This window comes from Pseudomonas sp. PDNC002 (assembly GCF_016919445.1).
Taxonomy (GTDB): domain Bacteria; phylum Pseudomonadota; class Gammaproteobacteria; order Pseudomonadales; family Pseudomonadaceae; genus Pseudomonas.
This window is the reverse complement of sequence record NZ_CP070356.1, coordinates 2,230,758-2,246,717: the sequence shown is the minus strand read 5'-3', so window position 1 is coordinate 2,246,717 and position 15,960 is coordinate 2,230,758. Positions and strand designations below refer to the sequence as shown.

The following is a 15,960-nucleotide window of genomic DNA, read 5'->3' as shown; positions in this document are numbered from 1 at the left end:
CCCACAACCAGGCGCCTTCGCCCGTGTACGAAGGCGCAGTACGGCAGAAAGATCGCCGACCAACGGAATCCTCACATCCACTTAACGGGTTCTTAACGAACTCAGCCGTAGCGTTCGCTCACCTTGTGACAGAGCGGCCACGGCCGTTGGAACCCAAATGGAAACCTCTTTCCTCCCCTTTTCGCGCCCGAGTATCGGCGAAGAGGAAATCCAGGCAGTCAACGACGTACTGCGCTCCGGCTGGATCACCACCGGGCCGAAGAACCAGGAGCTGGAGCAGCGCTTCGCCCAATCCATCGGCTGCCGCCACGCCATCGCGCTGTCTTCCGCCACCGGCGGCATGCACCTGGCGCTGCTGGCCCTGGGCATCGGCCCTGGCGATGAAGTGATCACCCCGTCGCAGACCTGGGTGTCCACCGCCAACATGATCTGCCTGCTGGGCGCCACCCCCGTATTCGTCGACGTCGACCGCGACACCCTGATGACCGACGCCGCGCGCATCGAAGCCGCGATTACACCGCGCACCCGCGCCATCATCCCGGTGCACTACGCCGGCGCCGCCTGCGACATGGACCCGATCAATGAGCTCGCCCGGCGTCACGGCATCGCCGTGATCGAAGACGCGGCTCACGCTGCCGGCACCTTCTACCGCGGCCGCCCGGTGGGCTCGCGCGGTACGGCGATCTTCTCGTTCCACGCGATCAAGAACCTCACCTGCGCCGAAGGCGCCATGTTCGTCACCGACGACGAGGCCCTGGCCAACCGCGTGCGCACGCTGAAATTCCACGGCCTGGGCGTCGACGCCTACGACCGCCTGACCCATGGCCGCAAGCCACAGGCGCAGGTGGTGGAGCCCGGCTTCAAGTACAACCTCACCGACATCAACGCCGCCATCGCCCTGGTCCAGCTGCCCAAGCTCGAAGCGATCAACGCCCGCCGTGCCGAACTGGCCGCCGGTTACGCCGAACGCCTGGCGAAGCTGCCGGTACAACCGCTGACGCTGCCGGATTACCCGCAGCACCACGCCTGGCACCTGTACGTCCTGCGCATCGACCAGGAGCGCTGCGGTATCGACCGCGACGCCTTCATGCAGGGCCTGCAGCAACGCGGCATCGGCACCGGCATCCACTTCATCGGCAGCCACCTGCACAGCTACTACCGCCAACGCTACCCGGATGTGCAGCTGCCCAACACCGAGTGGAACTCCTCGCGGATCGTCTCCATCCCGCTGTTCCCCGACATGACCCAGGCCGACCAGGACCGCGTGGTCGACGCCATCGAAACCCTGATCCGGTAACGCCACCGTGAAACCCTATCCGATCCACCGCGTATCCATCGTCATCCCGGTGTACAACGAAGAGGCGAGCCTCCCCGAGCTGCTGCGCCGTACCACCGCCGCCTGCGATCAGCTGGGCCGCGACTACGAGATCGTGCTGATCGACGACGGCAGCCGCGACAGCTCCGCCGACTTGCTGCAGGAAGCCGCCGAGGCGCCGGGCAGCCATGTGGTCGCGGTGATCCTCAACCGCAACTACGGCCAGCACGCCGCGATCATGGCCGGCTTCGAGCAATGCCAGGGCGACCTGGTGATCACCCTCGATGCCGACCTGCAGAACCCGCCGGAAGAAATCCCGCGCCTGGTCAGCGAGGCCGCCAAGGGCTACGACGTGGTCGGCAGCGTGCGCCAGCAACGCCAGGACTCCGCCCTGCGCCGCTGGCCGTCGAAGCTGATCAACCTCGCCGTGCAGCGCTCCACCGGCGTCGCGATGAACGACTACGGCTGCATGCTGCGCGCTTATCGCGCGAGCATCGTCAAGGCGATGCTGGCCTGCCGCGAGCGCAGCACCTTCATCCCGATCCTGGCCAACAGCTTCGCCCGCCACACCAGCGAGATCCTCGTGGCCCACGCCGAGCGCGAGCACGGTGAGTCGAAGTACGACTTCCTGCGCCTGATCAACCTGATGTTCGACCTGGTCACCTGCATGACCACCTCGCCGCTGCGCCTGCTGTCCTTCGTCGGCGGCGGCATGGCGGTGGCCGGCTTCGCCTTCGCCCTGCTGCTGCTGGTGCTGCGCCTGCTGTTCGGCGCCGCCTGGGCCGGCCACGGGGTATTCGTGCTGTTCGCCGTGCTGTTCATGTTCACCGGCGTGCAACTGGTCGGTATGGGTCTGCTCGGCGAGTACCTGGGCCGCATGTACAACGACGTGCGCGCCCGCCCCCGCTTCTTCATCGAGCGCATTGTCCGCGCCGATGCACCGCGCCCCCAGATTTCCTCTTCCTCCCCTTCTTTCGAGTCCATCCAGCCATGACCCAGCAGACCATCGTCTTCGCCTACCACGACTTCGGCTGCGCCGGCATCGAAGCACTGCTCGCCGCCGGTTACCAGATCGACGCCGTCTTCACCCACGCCGACGATCCCAAGGAAAACCGCTTCTACGGCTCGGTAGCGCAGCTCTGCGCACGCCTGGGCATCCCCGTGCACGCTCCGGACGATGTCAATCACCCGCTGTGGGTCGCGCGCATCCGTGAGCTGCAACCGCAGTACATCTTCTCCTTCTACTACCGCCACCTGCTCAGCGACGAGCTGCTGGCCTGCGCCACCAAGGGCGCCTACAACCTGCACGGCTCGCTGCTGCCGCGCTACCGTGGCCGCGCCCCGGCCAACTGGGTGCTGGTCAACGGCGAGACCGAGACCGGCGTGACCCTGCACCGCATGGTCAAGCGCGCCGATGCCGGCGGCATCCTCGCCCAGCTGAGCGTCTCCATCGGCGCCGACGACACCGCGCTGGTGCTGCACGGCAAGCTGCGCGAAGCCACCCGCGAGCTGCTCGCCGACGCCCTGCCGCGTCTGGCCCGTGGTGAGTTGCAGGAAGTCGCCCAGGACGAATCCCGCGCCAGCTACTTCGGTCGCCGCACTCCGGCGGACGGCCTGATCGACTGGAAGCGCCCGGCCCGCGAACTGCACAACCTGGTGCGCGCCGTGACCCAGCCCTACCCGGGCGCCTTCGCCCCCGTGGGTGATCGCAAGCTGATCGTCTGGAGTTCGCGCGTCGCCGCCGGCAACAACGGCAAGGCGCCCGGCTCGGTGCTGAGTGTCGATCCGCTGCGCATCGCCTGCGGCGAAGATTCGCTGGAAATCCTCTCCGGCCAGCAGGGCGACAGCGGCCTGTTCCTCGCCGGTCCGCAACTGGCCCGCGAGATGGGCCTGGTGGATGGCTCGCGCCTGCACGGCGCTGCCGGCAAACCCAAGCGCAAGACTCGCGTGCTGATCCTCGGCGTCAACGGCTTCATCGGCAACCACCTCTCCGAGCGCCTGCTGCGCGACGGCAACTACGAGGTCTACGGCCTGGACATCGGCTCCGACGCCATCGAGCGCCTGAAGGGCAATCCGGACTTCCACTTCGTCGAAGGCGACATCAGCATCCACACCGAGTGGATCGAGTACCACATCAAGAAGTGCGACGTCGTGCTGCCGTTGGTGGCCATCGCCACCCCCATCGAATACACGCGCAATCCGCTGCGGGTGTTCGAGCTAGACTTCGAGGAAAACCTCAAGCTGGTGCGCTACTGCGTGAAGTACAACAAACGTGTGATCTTCCCCTCCACCTCCGAGGTGTACGGCATGTGCACCGATGCCAACTTCGACGAGGACACCTCCAACCTGATCGTCGGCCCGATCAACAAGCAGCGCTGGATCTACTCGGTATCCAAGCAACTGCTCGACCGCGTCATCTGGGCCTACGGCCAGAAGGGCCTGAAGTTCACCCTGTTCCGTCCGTTCAACTGGATGGGCCCGCGCCTGGACCGCCTGGACTCGGCGCGTATCGGCAGCTCCCGAGCCATCACCCAGCTGATCCTGCACCTCGTGGAAGGCACCCCGATCCGCCTGGTGGACGGCGGCGAGCAGAAGCGTTGCTTCACCGACGTGGACGACGGCATCGAAGCGCTGGCACGCATCATCGACAACGAAGGCAGTCGCTGTGACGGGCAGATCGTCAACATCGGCAACCCGGACAACGAAGCCAGCATCCGCCAGCTGGGCGAAGAACTGCTGCGCCAGTTCGAGGCCCATCCGCTGCGCGACCAGTTCCCGCCCTTCGCCGGCTTCCGCGAAGTGGAGAGCCGCAGCTTCTACGGCGACGGCTACCAGGATGTGTCGCACCGCAAGCCGAGCATCGACAACGCCCGCCGCCTGCTGAACTGGCAACCGAGCGTGGAGCTGGCTGAAACCATCGGCAAGACGCTGGACTTCTTCCTCCGTGAAGCCCTGGCCGAACGCGCCGGTGGCCAGCCGCATGCCTTTCCGCTGAAAAGCATCGCCTGATGAGAGCAGGACTGCGCATCGACGTAGACACCTACCGTGGTACCCGTGATGGGGTGCCACGGTTGCTGGACATGCTCGACGAGGCCGGCGTGAAGGCGACCTTCTTTTTCAGCGTCGGGCCCGACAACATGGGCCGTCACCTGTGGCGGCTGGTACGCCCGCAGTTCCTGTGGAAGATGCTGCGCTCCAACGCCGCCGGGCTCTACGGCTGGGACATCCTGCTGGCCGGCACCGCCTGGCCGGGCAAGCTGATCGGTCGCGATCTCGGCCATCTCATGCGTCGCGCGCGCTACGCCGGCCACGAGGTCGGCCTGCACGCCTGGGACCACCATGGCTGGCAGGCCAACGCCGGCAACTGGAGCGCGGGCCAACTGACGGAGCAGATTCGCCAGGGCGTGGACACCCTCGCCGACATCCTCGGTGAACCGGTGCAATGCTCGGCGGTGGCCGGCTGGCGCGCGGACGAGCGGGTGATCGAGGCCAAGGAAAGCTTCGGCTTCCGCTACAACAGCGATTGCCGCGGCCGCGCACCATTCCGCCCGCGCCTGAGCGATGGGCGCGCCGGTACACCGCAGATTCCGGTGGACCTGCCGACCTTCGACGAAGTGGTCGGTCCGCAGATACCGCCCTCCGCGTTCAACGACTTCATCCTGTCGCGCTTCAGCCCCGATGCCACCAACGTGTACACGGTGCACGCCGAAGTCGAAGGCATCCTCATGGCCCACGACTTCCGCCGCCTGCTGGCCGAAGCCCAACATCGCGGCATCCGTTTCGGCACGCTGGGCCGGCTGCTGCCCGACGATCCGACGACTCTGCCGGTGGCCGGCCTCGGCCGCGGCGAGCTCCCAGGCCGCGAAGGCTGGCTGGGGGTACAATTGCCGTGAAGCGCCTGGCATACCCGGCGCTGATTGCCGCTTTTCTCCTCTGCATCCTGTTGCCGCTGGCCTTTCATGGCCTGTGGATACCCGATGAGACACGCAACGCGCAGATCAGCCAGGCCATGCTGCAGAGCGGCGACTGGGTGTCGCCGCGGCTGCTCGGCCTGCGCTACTTCGAGAAACCCAGCGGCGGTTACTGGCTGATCGCCGCCAGCCAGGCGGTGTTCGGCCAGAACCTGTTCGGCGTGCGCGCCGCTTCCGCCCTGGTCACCGCGCTGAGCACCCTGCTGGTGCTGCTGATGGCCCGCCGGCTGTGGAACGACCCACGGCGCACCTGGGCCGCCGCTGCGCTGTACGCCAGCTTCGGCCTGATCGCCGGGCAAGCTGGCTACGCCAACCTGGATCCGCAATTCACCCTGTGCGTAAACCTCAGCCTCGCCGCGCTCTGGTTCGCCTTCGACGCCCTTACGCTGCGTGCCCGCCTCGCCGCCTGGAGCACGCTGGGCGTCGCCTGTGCGCTGGGCTTCATGACCAAGGGCTTTCTCGCGCTGCTGCTGCCGGTGATCGTCGCGCTACCCTTTGCGGTACTGCGCCGGCGTATCGGTGACCTGCTGCGCTACGGCCCGCTGGCGGTGCTGGTGGCAGTGCTGGTCTGCGCCCCCTGGGCACTGGCGATCCATGCCCGCGAGCCGGACTTCTGGAACTTCTTCTTCTGGCACGAGCACATCCGTCGCTTCGCCGGGGACGACGCCCAGCACGACCGGCCGTTCTGGTTCTTCGTCCCGTTGTTGCTGGCCAGCGCGCTGCCCTGGGCGGTGCTGACCCTGTCCGCCCTGGGCGCGGGCAGCCGGCGCTGGCGCGAGCCGAAAACGCTATTCCTGCTACTGTGGTTCGCCCTGCCTTTCCTGTTCTTCAGCCTGGCCCGCGGCAAGCTGCCGACCTACATCATGCCCTGCTTCGCTCCGCTGGCGTTGCTGATGGCCGATGCCCTGGCCAACGCCCTGCAGCAGCGCCGCCTGCTCGGCCTGAAACTCAATGGACTGCTCAACCTGCTGCTCGGCGCCGCCGCGCTGGTAGCGCTGATCGTGGTCCAGCTGAGGCATCCGCTCTACCAGAGCGAAACGCCCAGCGTGCTGATGGTCGCGCTGGTCTGCGTCGCCTGGATGATCGGCGGCCTGCTGCAGTGGCTGCGGCCGGAGCAGCTGTGGGCTGCACCGGCGTTCGCCGTGTGGTTGCTCGTGGCGCTGCTGCCGTCGGCGATGCCCAACCGCCTGGTCAACAGCAAGATGCCCGACCAGTTCATCCTCGAGCACCTCGCCGACCTGCGCGGCTCCGCCAGCCTGTTGAGCAACGACCTGGGCGCCGCCACCGCGCTGGCCTGGCGCACCCGGCGTGACGACATCACCCTGCTCAACACCGAGGGCGAGCTGAAGTACGGCCTGGCCTGGCCGGAAGGCGCCGGGCGCAGCCTCCCGCTGCGGGAGGTCCGCACCTGGATCGACCGTGCCCGAGCCGAGGGTTCGATCGGTGTGGTGCTGCGGGTGAATAGCCCCAGCGACGAGGCCGACCTGGCGCGAATGCCGCAGGACGCCATCAGCTTCCGGCAGAACCACCTGGTGGTCCTGCTGATCCCGCAGGCCACGCTATGACCGCCCTGCTGCTCGCCGCCGTCTGCCTGCTGACCTGCCTGGGCCAGATCGCCCAGAAGTTCGCCGTGGAAAGCTGGCGAGGCCAGGACAGCGGCATCGCCGCGAAGCTGCTGTCGCCCTGGCTGCTGCTGGCCGTCGCCTGCCTCGGCGGCGGTCTCCTGCTCTGGCTGGGCGTGCTGCGCAGGCTCGAAGTGGGCGTGGCCTATCCGATGCTGAGCCTGAATTTCGTGCTGGTGACGCTGGTGGCCAGCCGATTGTTCGGCGAGCGCATCGATACCCGCCATTGGCTGGGCGTGGCGCTCATCGTCGGCGGCGTGGCACTGCTGGGGCTGCACGCATGAAGCACGGCATCGCTTTCGCGCTGGGCAGCGTGCTGCTGGTCAGCGGCGCCCAACTGGGCATGCGCTGGTGCATGGCGCGCCTGCGCCTGGACTGGCCCCTCGATGTGGCGGCGCTCGACCCGGTGGCACTCGCGGCGCTGGCCGCTGCCGTGTGCGCCTACGCCCTGTCGATGCTCTGCTGGCTGCTGGCCCTGAAATCCCTGCCGCTGAGCCGCGCCTACTCGCTGCTCAGCCTCAGCTACGCCCTGGTCTACCTCGGCGCCGCCTGGCTGCCGGGCTTCGGCGAGCCGCTGAGCCTGCCGCGCACCCTGGGCGTCGCACTGGTGATCGCCGGGGTCGTCTGCATCAACGCGCCACGACGCCAGCCCCGCGCCGCGCCTCCCGAACAGAGCGCTCCGCGCAGCGAGCAGGCCTGACGCGCGCCTAATCGATTACTCCCCTTTACCGAGAGATCTCAACATGAAAATCAGCGTATTCGGAATCGGCTATGTGGGCCTGGTGCAGGCCGCCGTCATGGCGGAAGTCGGCCACGACGTGCTGTGCATGGATATCGACAAGGAAAAGATCGCCAAGCTCAAGCGCGGCCAGATCAGCATCTTCGAACCGGGCCTGGCCGAACTGGTGAAGGACAACCTCGAAGCCGGCCGCCTGCACTTCACCACCGACGTCGCCGAAGCCGCCGCCCACGGTCGCGTGCAGTTCATCGCCGTGGGCACGCCACCGCAGGCCGACGGCTCGGCTGACCTGCGCGCCGTGCTGGCGGTGGCCGAAGGCATTGCCGCGCACCGCAAGCAGCCGGTGATCATCGTCGAGAAATCCACCGTACCGGTGGGCACCGGCGACCGCGTCCGCGCGCGCATCCAGCAGGTGCTGGCGGACAGCGGCCGCACGCTGGACTTCGATATCGTTTCAAACCCCGAATTCCTCAAGGAAGGCTCGGCCCTGGCCGACTGCCGCAAGCCCGACCGCATCGTCATCGGCTGCGACCGCCCGGAAGTGCTCGACGTGATGCGCGAGATCTACGAGCCCTTCAACCGCAACCACGACCGCATCATCAGCATGAACCTGCGCAGCGCCGAGCTGACCAAGTACGCGGCCAACTGCATGCTGGCAACCAAGATCAGCTTCATCAACCAGATCGCCGAACTAGCCGAACACCTGGGTGCCGACATCGAGGCGGTGCGCCAGGGCATGGGCGCCGACCCGCGCATCGGCTACCACTTCATCTACCCCGGGTGCGGCTACGGCGGCTCGTGCTTCCCCAAGGACGTCCAGGCGCTGATCCAGAGCGCCGAGGAAGCGCACTGCTCCAGTGACCTGCTGCGCGCCGTGGAAGCGGTGAACCAGCGGCAGAAGAACAAGCTGTTCGAGCGTATCGACAGCTACTACGGCGGCCAGCTCAAGGGGCGTACCTTCGCGCTCTGGGGCCTGTCGTTCAAACCCAACACCGACGACATGCGCGACGCCCCGAGCCGCGTGCTGATGGAAGCGCTCTGGGCCGCCGGCGCGCGGGTCCGCGCCTTCGACCCCGAGGCCATGCCCGAAGCGCAGCGCCTGTACGGACACGACGACCGCCTCACCCTGATGGGCACGCCGGAGGCCACCCTCGGCGATGCCGACGCCCTGGTGATCTGCACCGAATGGCGGCAGTTCAAGGCGCCGGATTTCGAACTGCTGGCCAGCCGGCTGAAAGCCCCGGTGATCTTCGACGGCCGCAACCTGTTCGACCCGGAGCGCGTGGCACGCCATGGCTTCGAATACTTCCCCATGGGTCGCGGCGATTCGCACCGTTTGCCGGTGCCCGCGCACGTGGGTGAACAGCGTCAGCGGCGCAGCGCCTGATGCTCGGACAGGGCAGGTAAGCGCTCGCGTTTACCCGCCCGCCCCCGCGCCGACAGCGCTGGTCAGGGCTTGGGCAACAGCCACACGGTATGCGGCGCAGCCAGCCCATAGTTGCCCTGGAAACTGTCGTCCTTGCCGTACAGCACAACGCTCCGCTCGCTGCCCAGGGCTTCCTGGAAGATCGCCCGCAGACGCTCATCAGCGCTCCCGGCATAAATCGTCCGCCCCTCCGGGCGATCATCGATGACCAGATCCGGAACACTCACCAGTTGCAGCTCTCCCGCAGAGCCGATGTACGCCTTGGCGCTGTCGTCCGCCAGGCGATAGCGCTGCTGGTTCAGTGGCCGGTCATTGGACAGGTCGGCGGACAAGGGATGTCGCCCAGGCTTGATGCGCGTCACTACCTTGCGGCTGCCGGAGTAGGTGAAACGGGTCATGGCGGGATAGCGCAGCCGGCCGAACTGGCCCACAACGCGCTGCCAGCGAGCGTCCTTCAGCCGGTAGAGGCTGGTGGTCCAGTAACCATCGCTGAAGTCCATCGTCAGTAGTTGGGCATGCCCGTCGCCCTTGAGATCGAGCAGGTCTTCCACGCCGTTGCGGCCGGGCCCCGAGTATCCCCAGACGGTCAGGTAGACAGGTTGGCCAGAGGCGTCGAACGTGAGGATGCCCAGGCCCGCGGTGGGCGCCATGCCGGCACCGGTGTTCGGCAACCAGAACACCAGATCGTCGATACCGTTGCGATCCAGATCGGCCTGGTAGATTTCGCCGTCACCTCCGGCATTGCTCATGAATCCAGTAAACACCCGCCAGGGCTTGCCGGCCTTGTCCTTTCCCTGCAGCAACCAGCCATCGGCGATGCGTTCCATGCTGACGCCACCGACACCCGCGGTGAAGTGGCGCAGTGGCGGTGCCGGGCTATCGGCATCCTCATCGGCAAGGCCGATGCGCGCCACCTCGCGCATGGGGAAGCGCCTGGACATTTCCTGATCGGTCAGCGGCAGATAGGACCGCTCGGCGGCATGGACCAACAGACTGCTGAACAGCAACAGCAGCAACACGACTATTCCCTGCATATTCGTTCCTTGCCTCGCCTCTATGGCGAGGCACTGAGTGTCACCCAAGGAACGGAGAAATGCAGTGCGCCATGCCAGGGTTGCGCGTCCGAGCCGGTCTGCGGGAGCAAGCTTGCTCGTGCCCCCACCTGGCACCGTGCTTGTCGGTCATCACGCGCCGCTCAATCGACGCTCGGCGCTCCCAGGCCCCGGATCGCCAAGCCTCACCCTCGACCGGGCGCCTGCTCGCCCATCACCATCATCGGCGCCACCTCGTCACGCTTGAGCAGCGCGTAGAGCACACCGGTCACCACGCTGCCGATGGCAATCGCCAGCAGGTACAGCAAGGCGTGGTTCATCGCATTGGGAATCAGCAGCACGAACAGCCCGCCATGGGGCGCCAGCAACTTGCAGCCGAACAGCATCGACAGTGCGCCGGTCAGCGCGCCGCCGGCGATGCTGGCCGGGATGACCCGCAGCGGGTCCTTGGCGGCGAACGGAATCGCCCCTTCGGAGATGAAGCACAGCCCCAGCACCAGCGCGGCCTTGCCCGCCTCGCGCTCGCTCTGGGCGAACTTGCGCCGCGCCAGCAGCGTGGCGATACCCATGCCGATGGGCGGGACCATGCCGCCGGCCATCACCGCCGCCATCGGCGCGTAGCTCTGCGAGGCCAGCAGGCCGACCGAGAAGGCATAGGCCGCCTTGTTGATCGGGCCACCGAGGTCCACGCACATCATCCCGCCCAGCAGCAGGCCGAGGAGGATCGCGTTGGTGGTGCCCATGCCGGCGAGGAAGTCCGTCAGCGAACGCATCATCGCCGCGACCGGCGAGCCCACCACGTAGATCATCACCAGCCCGGTAAACAGGCTGGCCAGCAGCGGGATGATCAGGATCGGCTTGAGCGCCGCGACACTGGCCGGCAGCGGTAGCCACTGGGCGATGGCGCGCGCGCTGTAGCCCGCCAGCAGCCCGGCGACGATGCCGCCGAGGAAGCCCGCGCCCAGCGTGCTCGCCAGCAACCCGCCGATCATCCCCGGTGCCAGGCCGGGCCGGTCGGCGATGGACCAGGCGATGTACCCCGCCAGCATCGGCACCATCAACTTGAACGCGGCGTCCCCGCCGATCTGCATCAGCGCCGCCGCCAGCGTGCCCTGCTCCTTGAAGGCCTCGATACCGAAGACGAAGGACAGCGCGATCAGCAGACCGCCGGCCACCACCATCGGCAGCATGAACGACACGCCGGTGAGCAGGTGCTTGTACACGCCGCGCGCTTCGCTCTTCGCCGGTGCGGCAGCGCTGCCGACGGTCGAAGCGGACTCCGCCGTCGCCTCCTTCAGCGCGCGCCCGATAGTGGCCTGCGGCTGTTTCAGGGCCACGCCAGTGCCGCAACGGAAGATACGCTTGCCGGCGAAGCGCTCGGGATTGACCTCGATGTCCGCGGCCAGCAGCACCACATCGGCGGCGGCGATGTCCTCGGCAGACAGCGGATTGCGCGCACCCACCGAGCCCTGGGTTTCCACCTTCAACTCGACGCCCATCTGCTGCGCGGCCTGCTGCAGTGCTTCGGCCGCCATGAACGTGTGCGCCACGCCGGTCGGGCAGGCGGTCACCGCCACCAGCCTCGCCACACGCTCTGCTTCGACGACCGCACCCGAGCGCTCATCGCCTTGCCAGACGTCCGCCTCCTGCGCAGCGCGCTGAAGGAAGGCAACGGGCTCAGCCAGCGCTTCTGCCGGCCGCGCCTGCACCAGGCGCTTGCCGACGAAGCGCGAGAGGTCCAGCGGCTGGACGCTGACCACCAGCACCCAATCGGCCGCCTCGATCTGGCCGGCGCTGAGCTGACGCTCCGGATGCTGGGGATCGCACCGCTCGACGCACACCGACCAGCCCAGGCGCTCCGCTGCCGCACGCAGCAGTCGGGCACTGAGCACGCTGGAAATCTGGCCGTTGGGGCAGGCCGTGATCAGGGCAAGGTTCATCGTCATACCTCGTGTTGTTCTGTCGCTCAGGCCTGCGCCTGAACCTGCACGGCGTCCGCGATACGTATCAGTCGCTGCGCGTCGCCGATACCGAACTCGAACTGGGTCACCGCCAGCGCCGCCACCGCGGTGGCCTGGCGCAGCACGCGTTCGGCAGGCCATCCGCTCAGCAGGCCATGGACCATCCCGGCCAGCAGCGAGTCGCCGGCACCGACGGTGCTGGCCACTTCCACCGTCGGCGGAATCGCCTGCCAGGCACCTTGCGGGCCGAACCAGCGCACACCTTCCGCCCCCTGGGAAACCACGACCTGCTCGATGCCGCGCGAGCGCAGCGAGGCGACCTGCGCGGCCAGCTCATCGGCACTGCCGGCAAGTTGGCCACAGGCCTCGCCCAGTTCCTGGTCATTGGGTTTGATCAACCAGGGCGCGGCCTCGATGCCGGCGCGCAGGGCCGCGCCGCTGCAATCGAAGGCGACCCTCAGGCCATGGCCCTTCAAGCGCAGCAACAGCTCGCGCAGCCATTGTGGGTCGACGCCACGCGGCAGGCTGCCGGCGACCACGGCGACATCGAAATCGGCAGCGATGAGGTCAAGCCGATCCAGCAACGCGTCCTGTTGGCCCTGGCTGACATCCGGACCGGGGCCATTGATATCGGTGATACGGCCGGAGCCCTCGGCGATCTTGATGTTCCTGCGCGTCTCGCCCGGCACGCGGACGAAGGCATCGACGAAGCCACGGCGGCGGAACAGCGCCTCGAACGGCAACGCATTGTCGGCGCCGAGAAAACCGGCCACGGTCAGCGCATGGCCGAGATCGGCCAGCACCTGGGCGACATTCAGGCCCTTGCCGGCCGCCTGGCTGAGCGCGGATTCGCTGCGGTTCACCTCGCCGGGCGTCATCGTCGGCAGGCGCACCGTCAGGTCCAGCGCCGGGTTCAGGGTCAGTGTGAGAATGCGGGCCATCAGTGCACCTCCGGCAGCGCGAGGGCAACGCTCTGGCGTACATCCGCCGCCGAGCACAGGGCCAGCGCCGCCTGCGCCAGCTCGCGGGAGGTCGGCATGTCCAGCTCGCGCACACGCGCCTTGACCAGGGGAATGCTGCGCGCCGAAACGCTCAGTTCATCCACTCCCAGCCCGACGAGCAAGGGCACTGCCAGCGGGTCGGCAGCCAGCTCGCCGCACACGCCTACCCACTTGCCGTGGGCATGGGCGGCGCGCACGGTCATGTCGATCAGTTGCAGCACAGCCGGGTGCAAGCCGTCGGCCTGGGCGGACAAGGTCGGGTGGCCGCGGTCGATGGCCAGGGCGTATTGGGTCAGGTCGTTGGTGCCGACGCTGAAGAAATCCACTTCGCGCGCCAGCACCGGCGCGAGCAGCGCGGCGGACGGCACCTCGACCATGATGCCCAGCTGCAGGTCGTGCTCGCCGCCCAGCTCCGCGCAGAGTTCGAGAGTGAGGTCGCGGGCCTGCCGCCATTCCTCCACCTGGCCGACCATGGGGAACATGATGCGCAGCGGGCGCCCGGCGGCGGCACTGAGCAATGCGCGCAGCTGGGTGCGGAATATCTGCGGGCGTTGCAAGGTCAGGCGCACGCCACGGATGCCCAGGTAGGGATTGGTTTCCTCGTCGATTGGCCAATAGGGCAACGGCTTGTCGCCGCCCACGTCCAGCGTGCGCGCCACCAGTGGGCGACCGCCCAAGGCATCGAGTACACGGCGGTACTCGAGCTCCTGGGTTGCCTGGTCCGGCGCCTGGGGGTTGTCCATGAAGACGAATTCGGTGCGCAGCAGGCCGACACCCTCCGCGCCCAGCTCCACGGCCTTGGCGGCGCCGGCGGTGTCGCCCAGGTTGGCGCAGACTTCCACGGCGTGGCCATCGCGGGTGATCGCGGGTTCATGGCGGCGCGCCTCGGCCTGCTCGGTGCGGCGTTGGCGCACATCGCGCTGGCGCTCGGCGACGTGCAGCGTGGCGGCATCCGGCGCGACGGTCAGTTCGCCCTTCTCGCCATCGAGCAGCAACGCGGTGCCGGACTCCAGCGCCAGCACCGCCGCCCCGGCACCGACCAGCGCCGGAATGCCCAGGGCGCGAGCGATGATCGCGCTGTGGGACGTTGCGCCGCCGCGCGCGGTGACGATGCCGGCCACGCGCTCGGGATCGAGCCGCGCCACATCGGAGGGGCCGACTTCATCCATCACCAGGATGTAGGGCTCGCTGGGCTCGACGGCGCTCTCGACACCGCACAGACGCGCCAGCACGCGCCGCCCGACATCCCGCAAGTCCGCCGCGCGTTCGGCCAGCAGCGCATCGCGCAGGGCCTCCTGCTCGCTGGCCACGCGTTCGATCACCTGGCTCCAGGCCGCTTCGGCGCTGGCGCCTTCGGCGAGCCGCGCCTGCACTTCGTCGAGCAGTTCGGGGTCGTCCAGCAAGGCCTGGTGGGTGACGAAGATGTCGCGGATCGCCTTGACCTGGCTGCGCGCCACCAGTGCTTCGATTTCCTCGGTGATTGCCAGGCGCGCCTCGTCCAGACGCTGGCGTTCGACCTCCGGCGATTCCCCTCGCGGGGCAAACTCGAAGTCACGCGCCACTTGCAGATAGGCCGGCCCATGGGCGATGCCAGGCGACGCGGCGATGGCCTGGAGCTGCGCGCCCGCCTCCGGTGCGCGCACGGCCTGTAGCACCTGCTCGTCCGGGTGGCTGTTTTCGACGACAGGCTCGATGACTTCCGGCAGCGGCTCGACCACTTCGCCCAACCCCTGCTCCACCGCGGCGCGAACGGCGGCCAGCGCTGCCTCCGCGATCTCCGGCTCGGCGAAGAATTCGAGCATCTGACCACGCCGCGCGCCGAGGCTGAGCAGTTTGCTGAGGCTGCGGATCGAGACCGGCGCGCTGTCGCCTTCGGCAATGCGCACGCGGATTTCACCGGTGAAATCCCGCGCCAACAGCATCAGCACCTGCGCCGGACGAGCATGCAGGCCGTGGGGATTGGCCAGTGGCACGCGCACGCTGGGCCAGTCCACCGGCAGCTCGCCGCCCAGGGCTTCGAGCACGCTGCGTACCGAGGTGGCGCGAGCCAGTTCACCGGCACGGCCATCCACCAGCAGGTCGCACAGGCGCGCAAACACAGCGTCGTGGGCATCGTCCTGGCGAGCCAGGCAGAACAGTCCGCGCACTGGCTGGCCCGCGTGGCTCAGCTCGCGCGCCGGTGTGACGAAGACGAGGCCGGGGCGCGTGACGCAGCGGTCGCTGTCCTGCCACCAGAGGCCTTCGCCCAGGGGCAGCGCCTCCTGGCCATGCAGTGCGGCGGCGAATCCGGGAATGACGCAGCCTGCCTTCTTCAAGCGGCGCGCGCCCACCAACGCCAGCTCGTCGAAATCCTCGGCCGCGACGCCCAGCCCCACCAGTTGCTCATCGAACAACAATGGCTGTGCCGCGCCACCTTGCAGCAACTGGAGCAGGTCTTCGGGCTTCTGCGCCTGGCGCAGCGCCGCACCGACGTCGCCGTCGCCCAGCGCGCGGGTCAGCAGTTGCAGGAGGCGCAGGTGCTCGTCGGACTTGGCGGCGATGGCAATGGCCAGGTGCACGGTCTGCCCGTCGCCCCAGTGCACGCCCTCGGGAAAATGCATGAGTCGCACGCCGGTACGCTGCACCAGATGGCGCGTTTCCGGCGTGCCATGGGGAATGGCGATGCCCTGGCCGAGGTAGGTAGAACCCTGCGCCTCGCGGGCCTGGATGCCGGCCAGGTAGCCTGCGGCGACCAGCCCGTCGTCCTCAAGGGCGGAGCCAAGCATGGCCAGGGCGGCCTGCTTGTCGGCAGCGCGCTGGCCCATGCGGACCTGCTGCGCGTTGAATTCGAGCATCGCGTTCTCCTCACCGACGTTCGCGCGCGTCGGCGCTGG

General features: G+C 68.1%; 12 protein-coding genes. 8 read left to right on the top strand and 4 right to left on the bottom strand.

Features of this window, described 5'->3' with window-relative positions; all coding sequences use genetic code 11:
• The first annotated feature begins 157 nt into the window (after positions 1 to 157).
• Genes arnB through JVX91_RS10405 form a run of 8 tightly spaced genes read left to right on the top strand, consistent with a single transcriptional unit; the run spans position 158 to position 9,034 of the window.
• Positions 158 to 1,297 (top strand): UDP-4-amino-4-deoxy-L-arabinose aminotransferase, encoded by a 1,140-nt coding sequence (arnB, locus tag JVX91_RS10440; protein ID WP_205339156.1) that lies wholly within the window; start codon positions 158 to 160, stop codon positions 1,295 to 1,297.
• A gap of 7 nt (positions 1,298 to 1,304) precedes the next feature.
• The gene (gene arnC / locus JVX91_RS10435; protein ID WP_205339155.1) at positions 1,305 to 2,309 is read left to right on the top strand and encodes an undecaprenyl-phosphate 4-deoxy-4-formamido-L-arabinose transferase; all 1,005 of its coding nucleotides are present in this window, start codon (positions 1,305 to 1,307) and stop codon (positions 2,307 to 2,309) included.
• Positions 2,306 to 4,324 carry a bifunctional UDP-4-amino-4-deoxy-L-arabinose formyltransferase/UDP-glucuronic acid oxidase ArnA gene (gene arnA, locus JVX91_RS10430; protein ID WP_205339154.1) on the top strand — a complete coding sequence of 673 codons (2,019 nt, stop codon included), beginning with the start codon at positions 2,306 to 2,308 and terminating at the stop codon, positions 4,322 to 4,324. Before arnC ends, arnA begins: the two co-directional genes overlap by 4 nt.
• Complete coding sequence (gene arnD, locus JVX91_RS10425; protein WP_205339153.1) at positions 4,324 to 5,208, top strand: 4-deoxy-4-formamido-L-arabinose-phosphoundecaprenol deformylase; 885 nt, start codon at positions 4,324 to 4,326, stop codon at positions 5,206 to 5,208. Before arnA ends, arnD begins: the two co-directional genes overlap by 1 nt.
• The gene (arnT, locus tag JVX91_RS10420) at positions 5,205 to 6,851 is read left to right on the top strand and encodes a lipid IV(A) 4-amino-4-deoxy-L-arabinosyltransferase (protein ID WP_205339152.1); all 1,647 of its coding nucleotides are present in this window, start codon (positions 5,205 to 5,207) and stop codon (positions 6,849 to 6,851) included. Before arnD ends, arnT begins: the two co-directional genes overlap by 4 nt.
• Positions 6,848 to 7,192, top strand: coding sequence for a 4-amino-4-deoxy-L-arabinose-phosphoundecaprenol flippase subunit ArnE (gene arnE / locus JVX91_RS10415; protein WP_205339151.1), 345 nt, complete (start codon positions 6,848 to 6,850; stop codon positions 7,190 to 7,192). The genes arnT and arnE overlap by 4 nt, the downstream gene beginning before the upstream one ends.
• Positions 7,189 to 7,608: a 4-amino-4-deoxy-L-arabinose-phosphoundecaprenol flippase subunit ArnF gene (gene arnF, locus JVX91_RS10410; RefSeq protein WP_205339150.1), complete on the top strand. Its 420-nt coding sequence runs from the start codon at positions 7,189 to 7,191 to the stop codon at positions 7,606 to 7,608. Before arnE ends, arnF begins: the two co-directional genes overlap by 4 nt.
• Positions 7,609 to 7,651: 43 nt before the next feature.
• Positions 7,652 to 9,034 carry a UDP-glucose/GDP-mannose dehydrogenase family protein gene (locus tag JVX91_RS10405; RefSeq protein WP_205339149.1) on the top strand — a complete coding sequence of 461 codons (1,383 nt, stop codon included), beginning with the start codon at positions 7,652 to 7,654 and terminating at the stop codon, positions 9,032 to 9,034.
• A gap of 62 nt (positions 9,035 to 9,096) precedes the next feature.
• On the opposite strand, the gene JVX91_RS10400 is transcribed toward JVX91_RS10405, so the two are convergent.
• The 4 genes from JVX91_RS10400 to ptsP form a co-directional block, all read right to left on the bottom strand.
• A complete protein-coding gene (locus tag JVX91_RS10400) occupies positions 9,097 to 10,107 on the bottom strand; it encodes a hypothetical protein (protein ID WP_205339148.1) in 1,011 nt (336 codons plus the stop codon).
• A gap of 203 nt (positions 10,108 to 10,310) precedes the next feature.
• On the bottom strand, positions 10,311 to 12,065 hold the full coding sequence (locus tag JVX91_RS10395; RefSeq protein WP_205339147.1) for a PTS fructose-like transporter subunit IIB: 1,755 nt from the start codon (positions 12,063 to 12,065) through the stop codon (positions 10,311 to 10,313).
• A gap of 26 nt (positions 12,066 to 12,091) precedes the next feature.
• The gene (pfkB, locus tag JVX91_RS10390; protein ID WP_205339146.1) at positions 12,092 to 13,027 is read right to left on the bottom strand and encodes a 1-phosphofructokinase; all 936 of its coding nucleotides are present in this window, start codon (positions 13,025 to 13,027) and stop codon (positions 12,092 to 12,094) included.
• The gene (gene ptsP, locus JVX91_RS10385) at positions 13,027 to 15,921 is read right to left on the bottom strand and encodes a phosphoenolpyruvate--protein phosphotransferase (RefSeq protein ID WP_205339145.1); all 2,895 of its coding nucleotides are present in this window, start codon (positions 15,919 to 15,921) and stop codon (positions 13,027 to 13,029) included. The genes pfkB and ptsP overlap by 1 nt, the downstream gene beginning before the upstream one ends.
• Between the last annotated feature and the right edge of the window lie 39 nt (positions 15,922 to 15,960).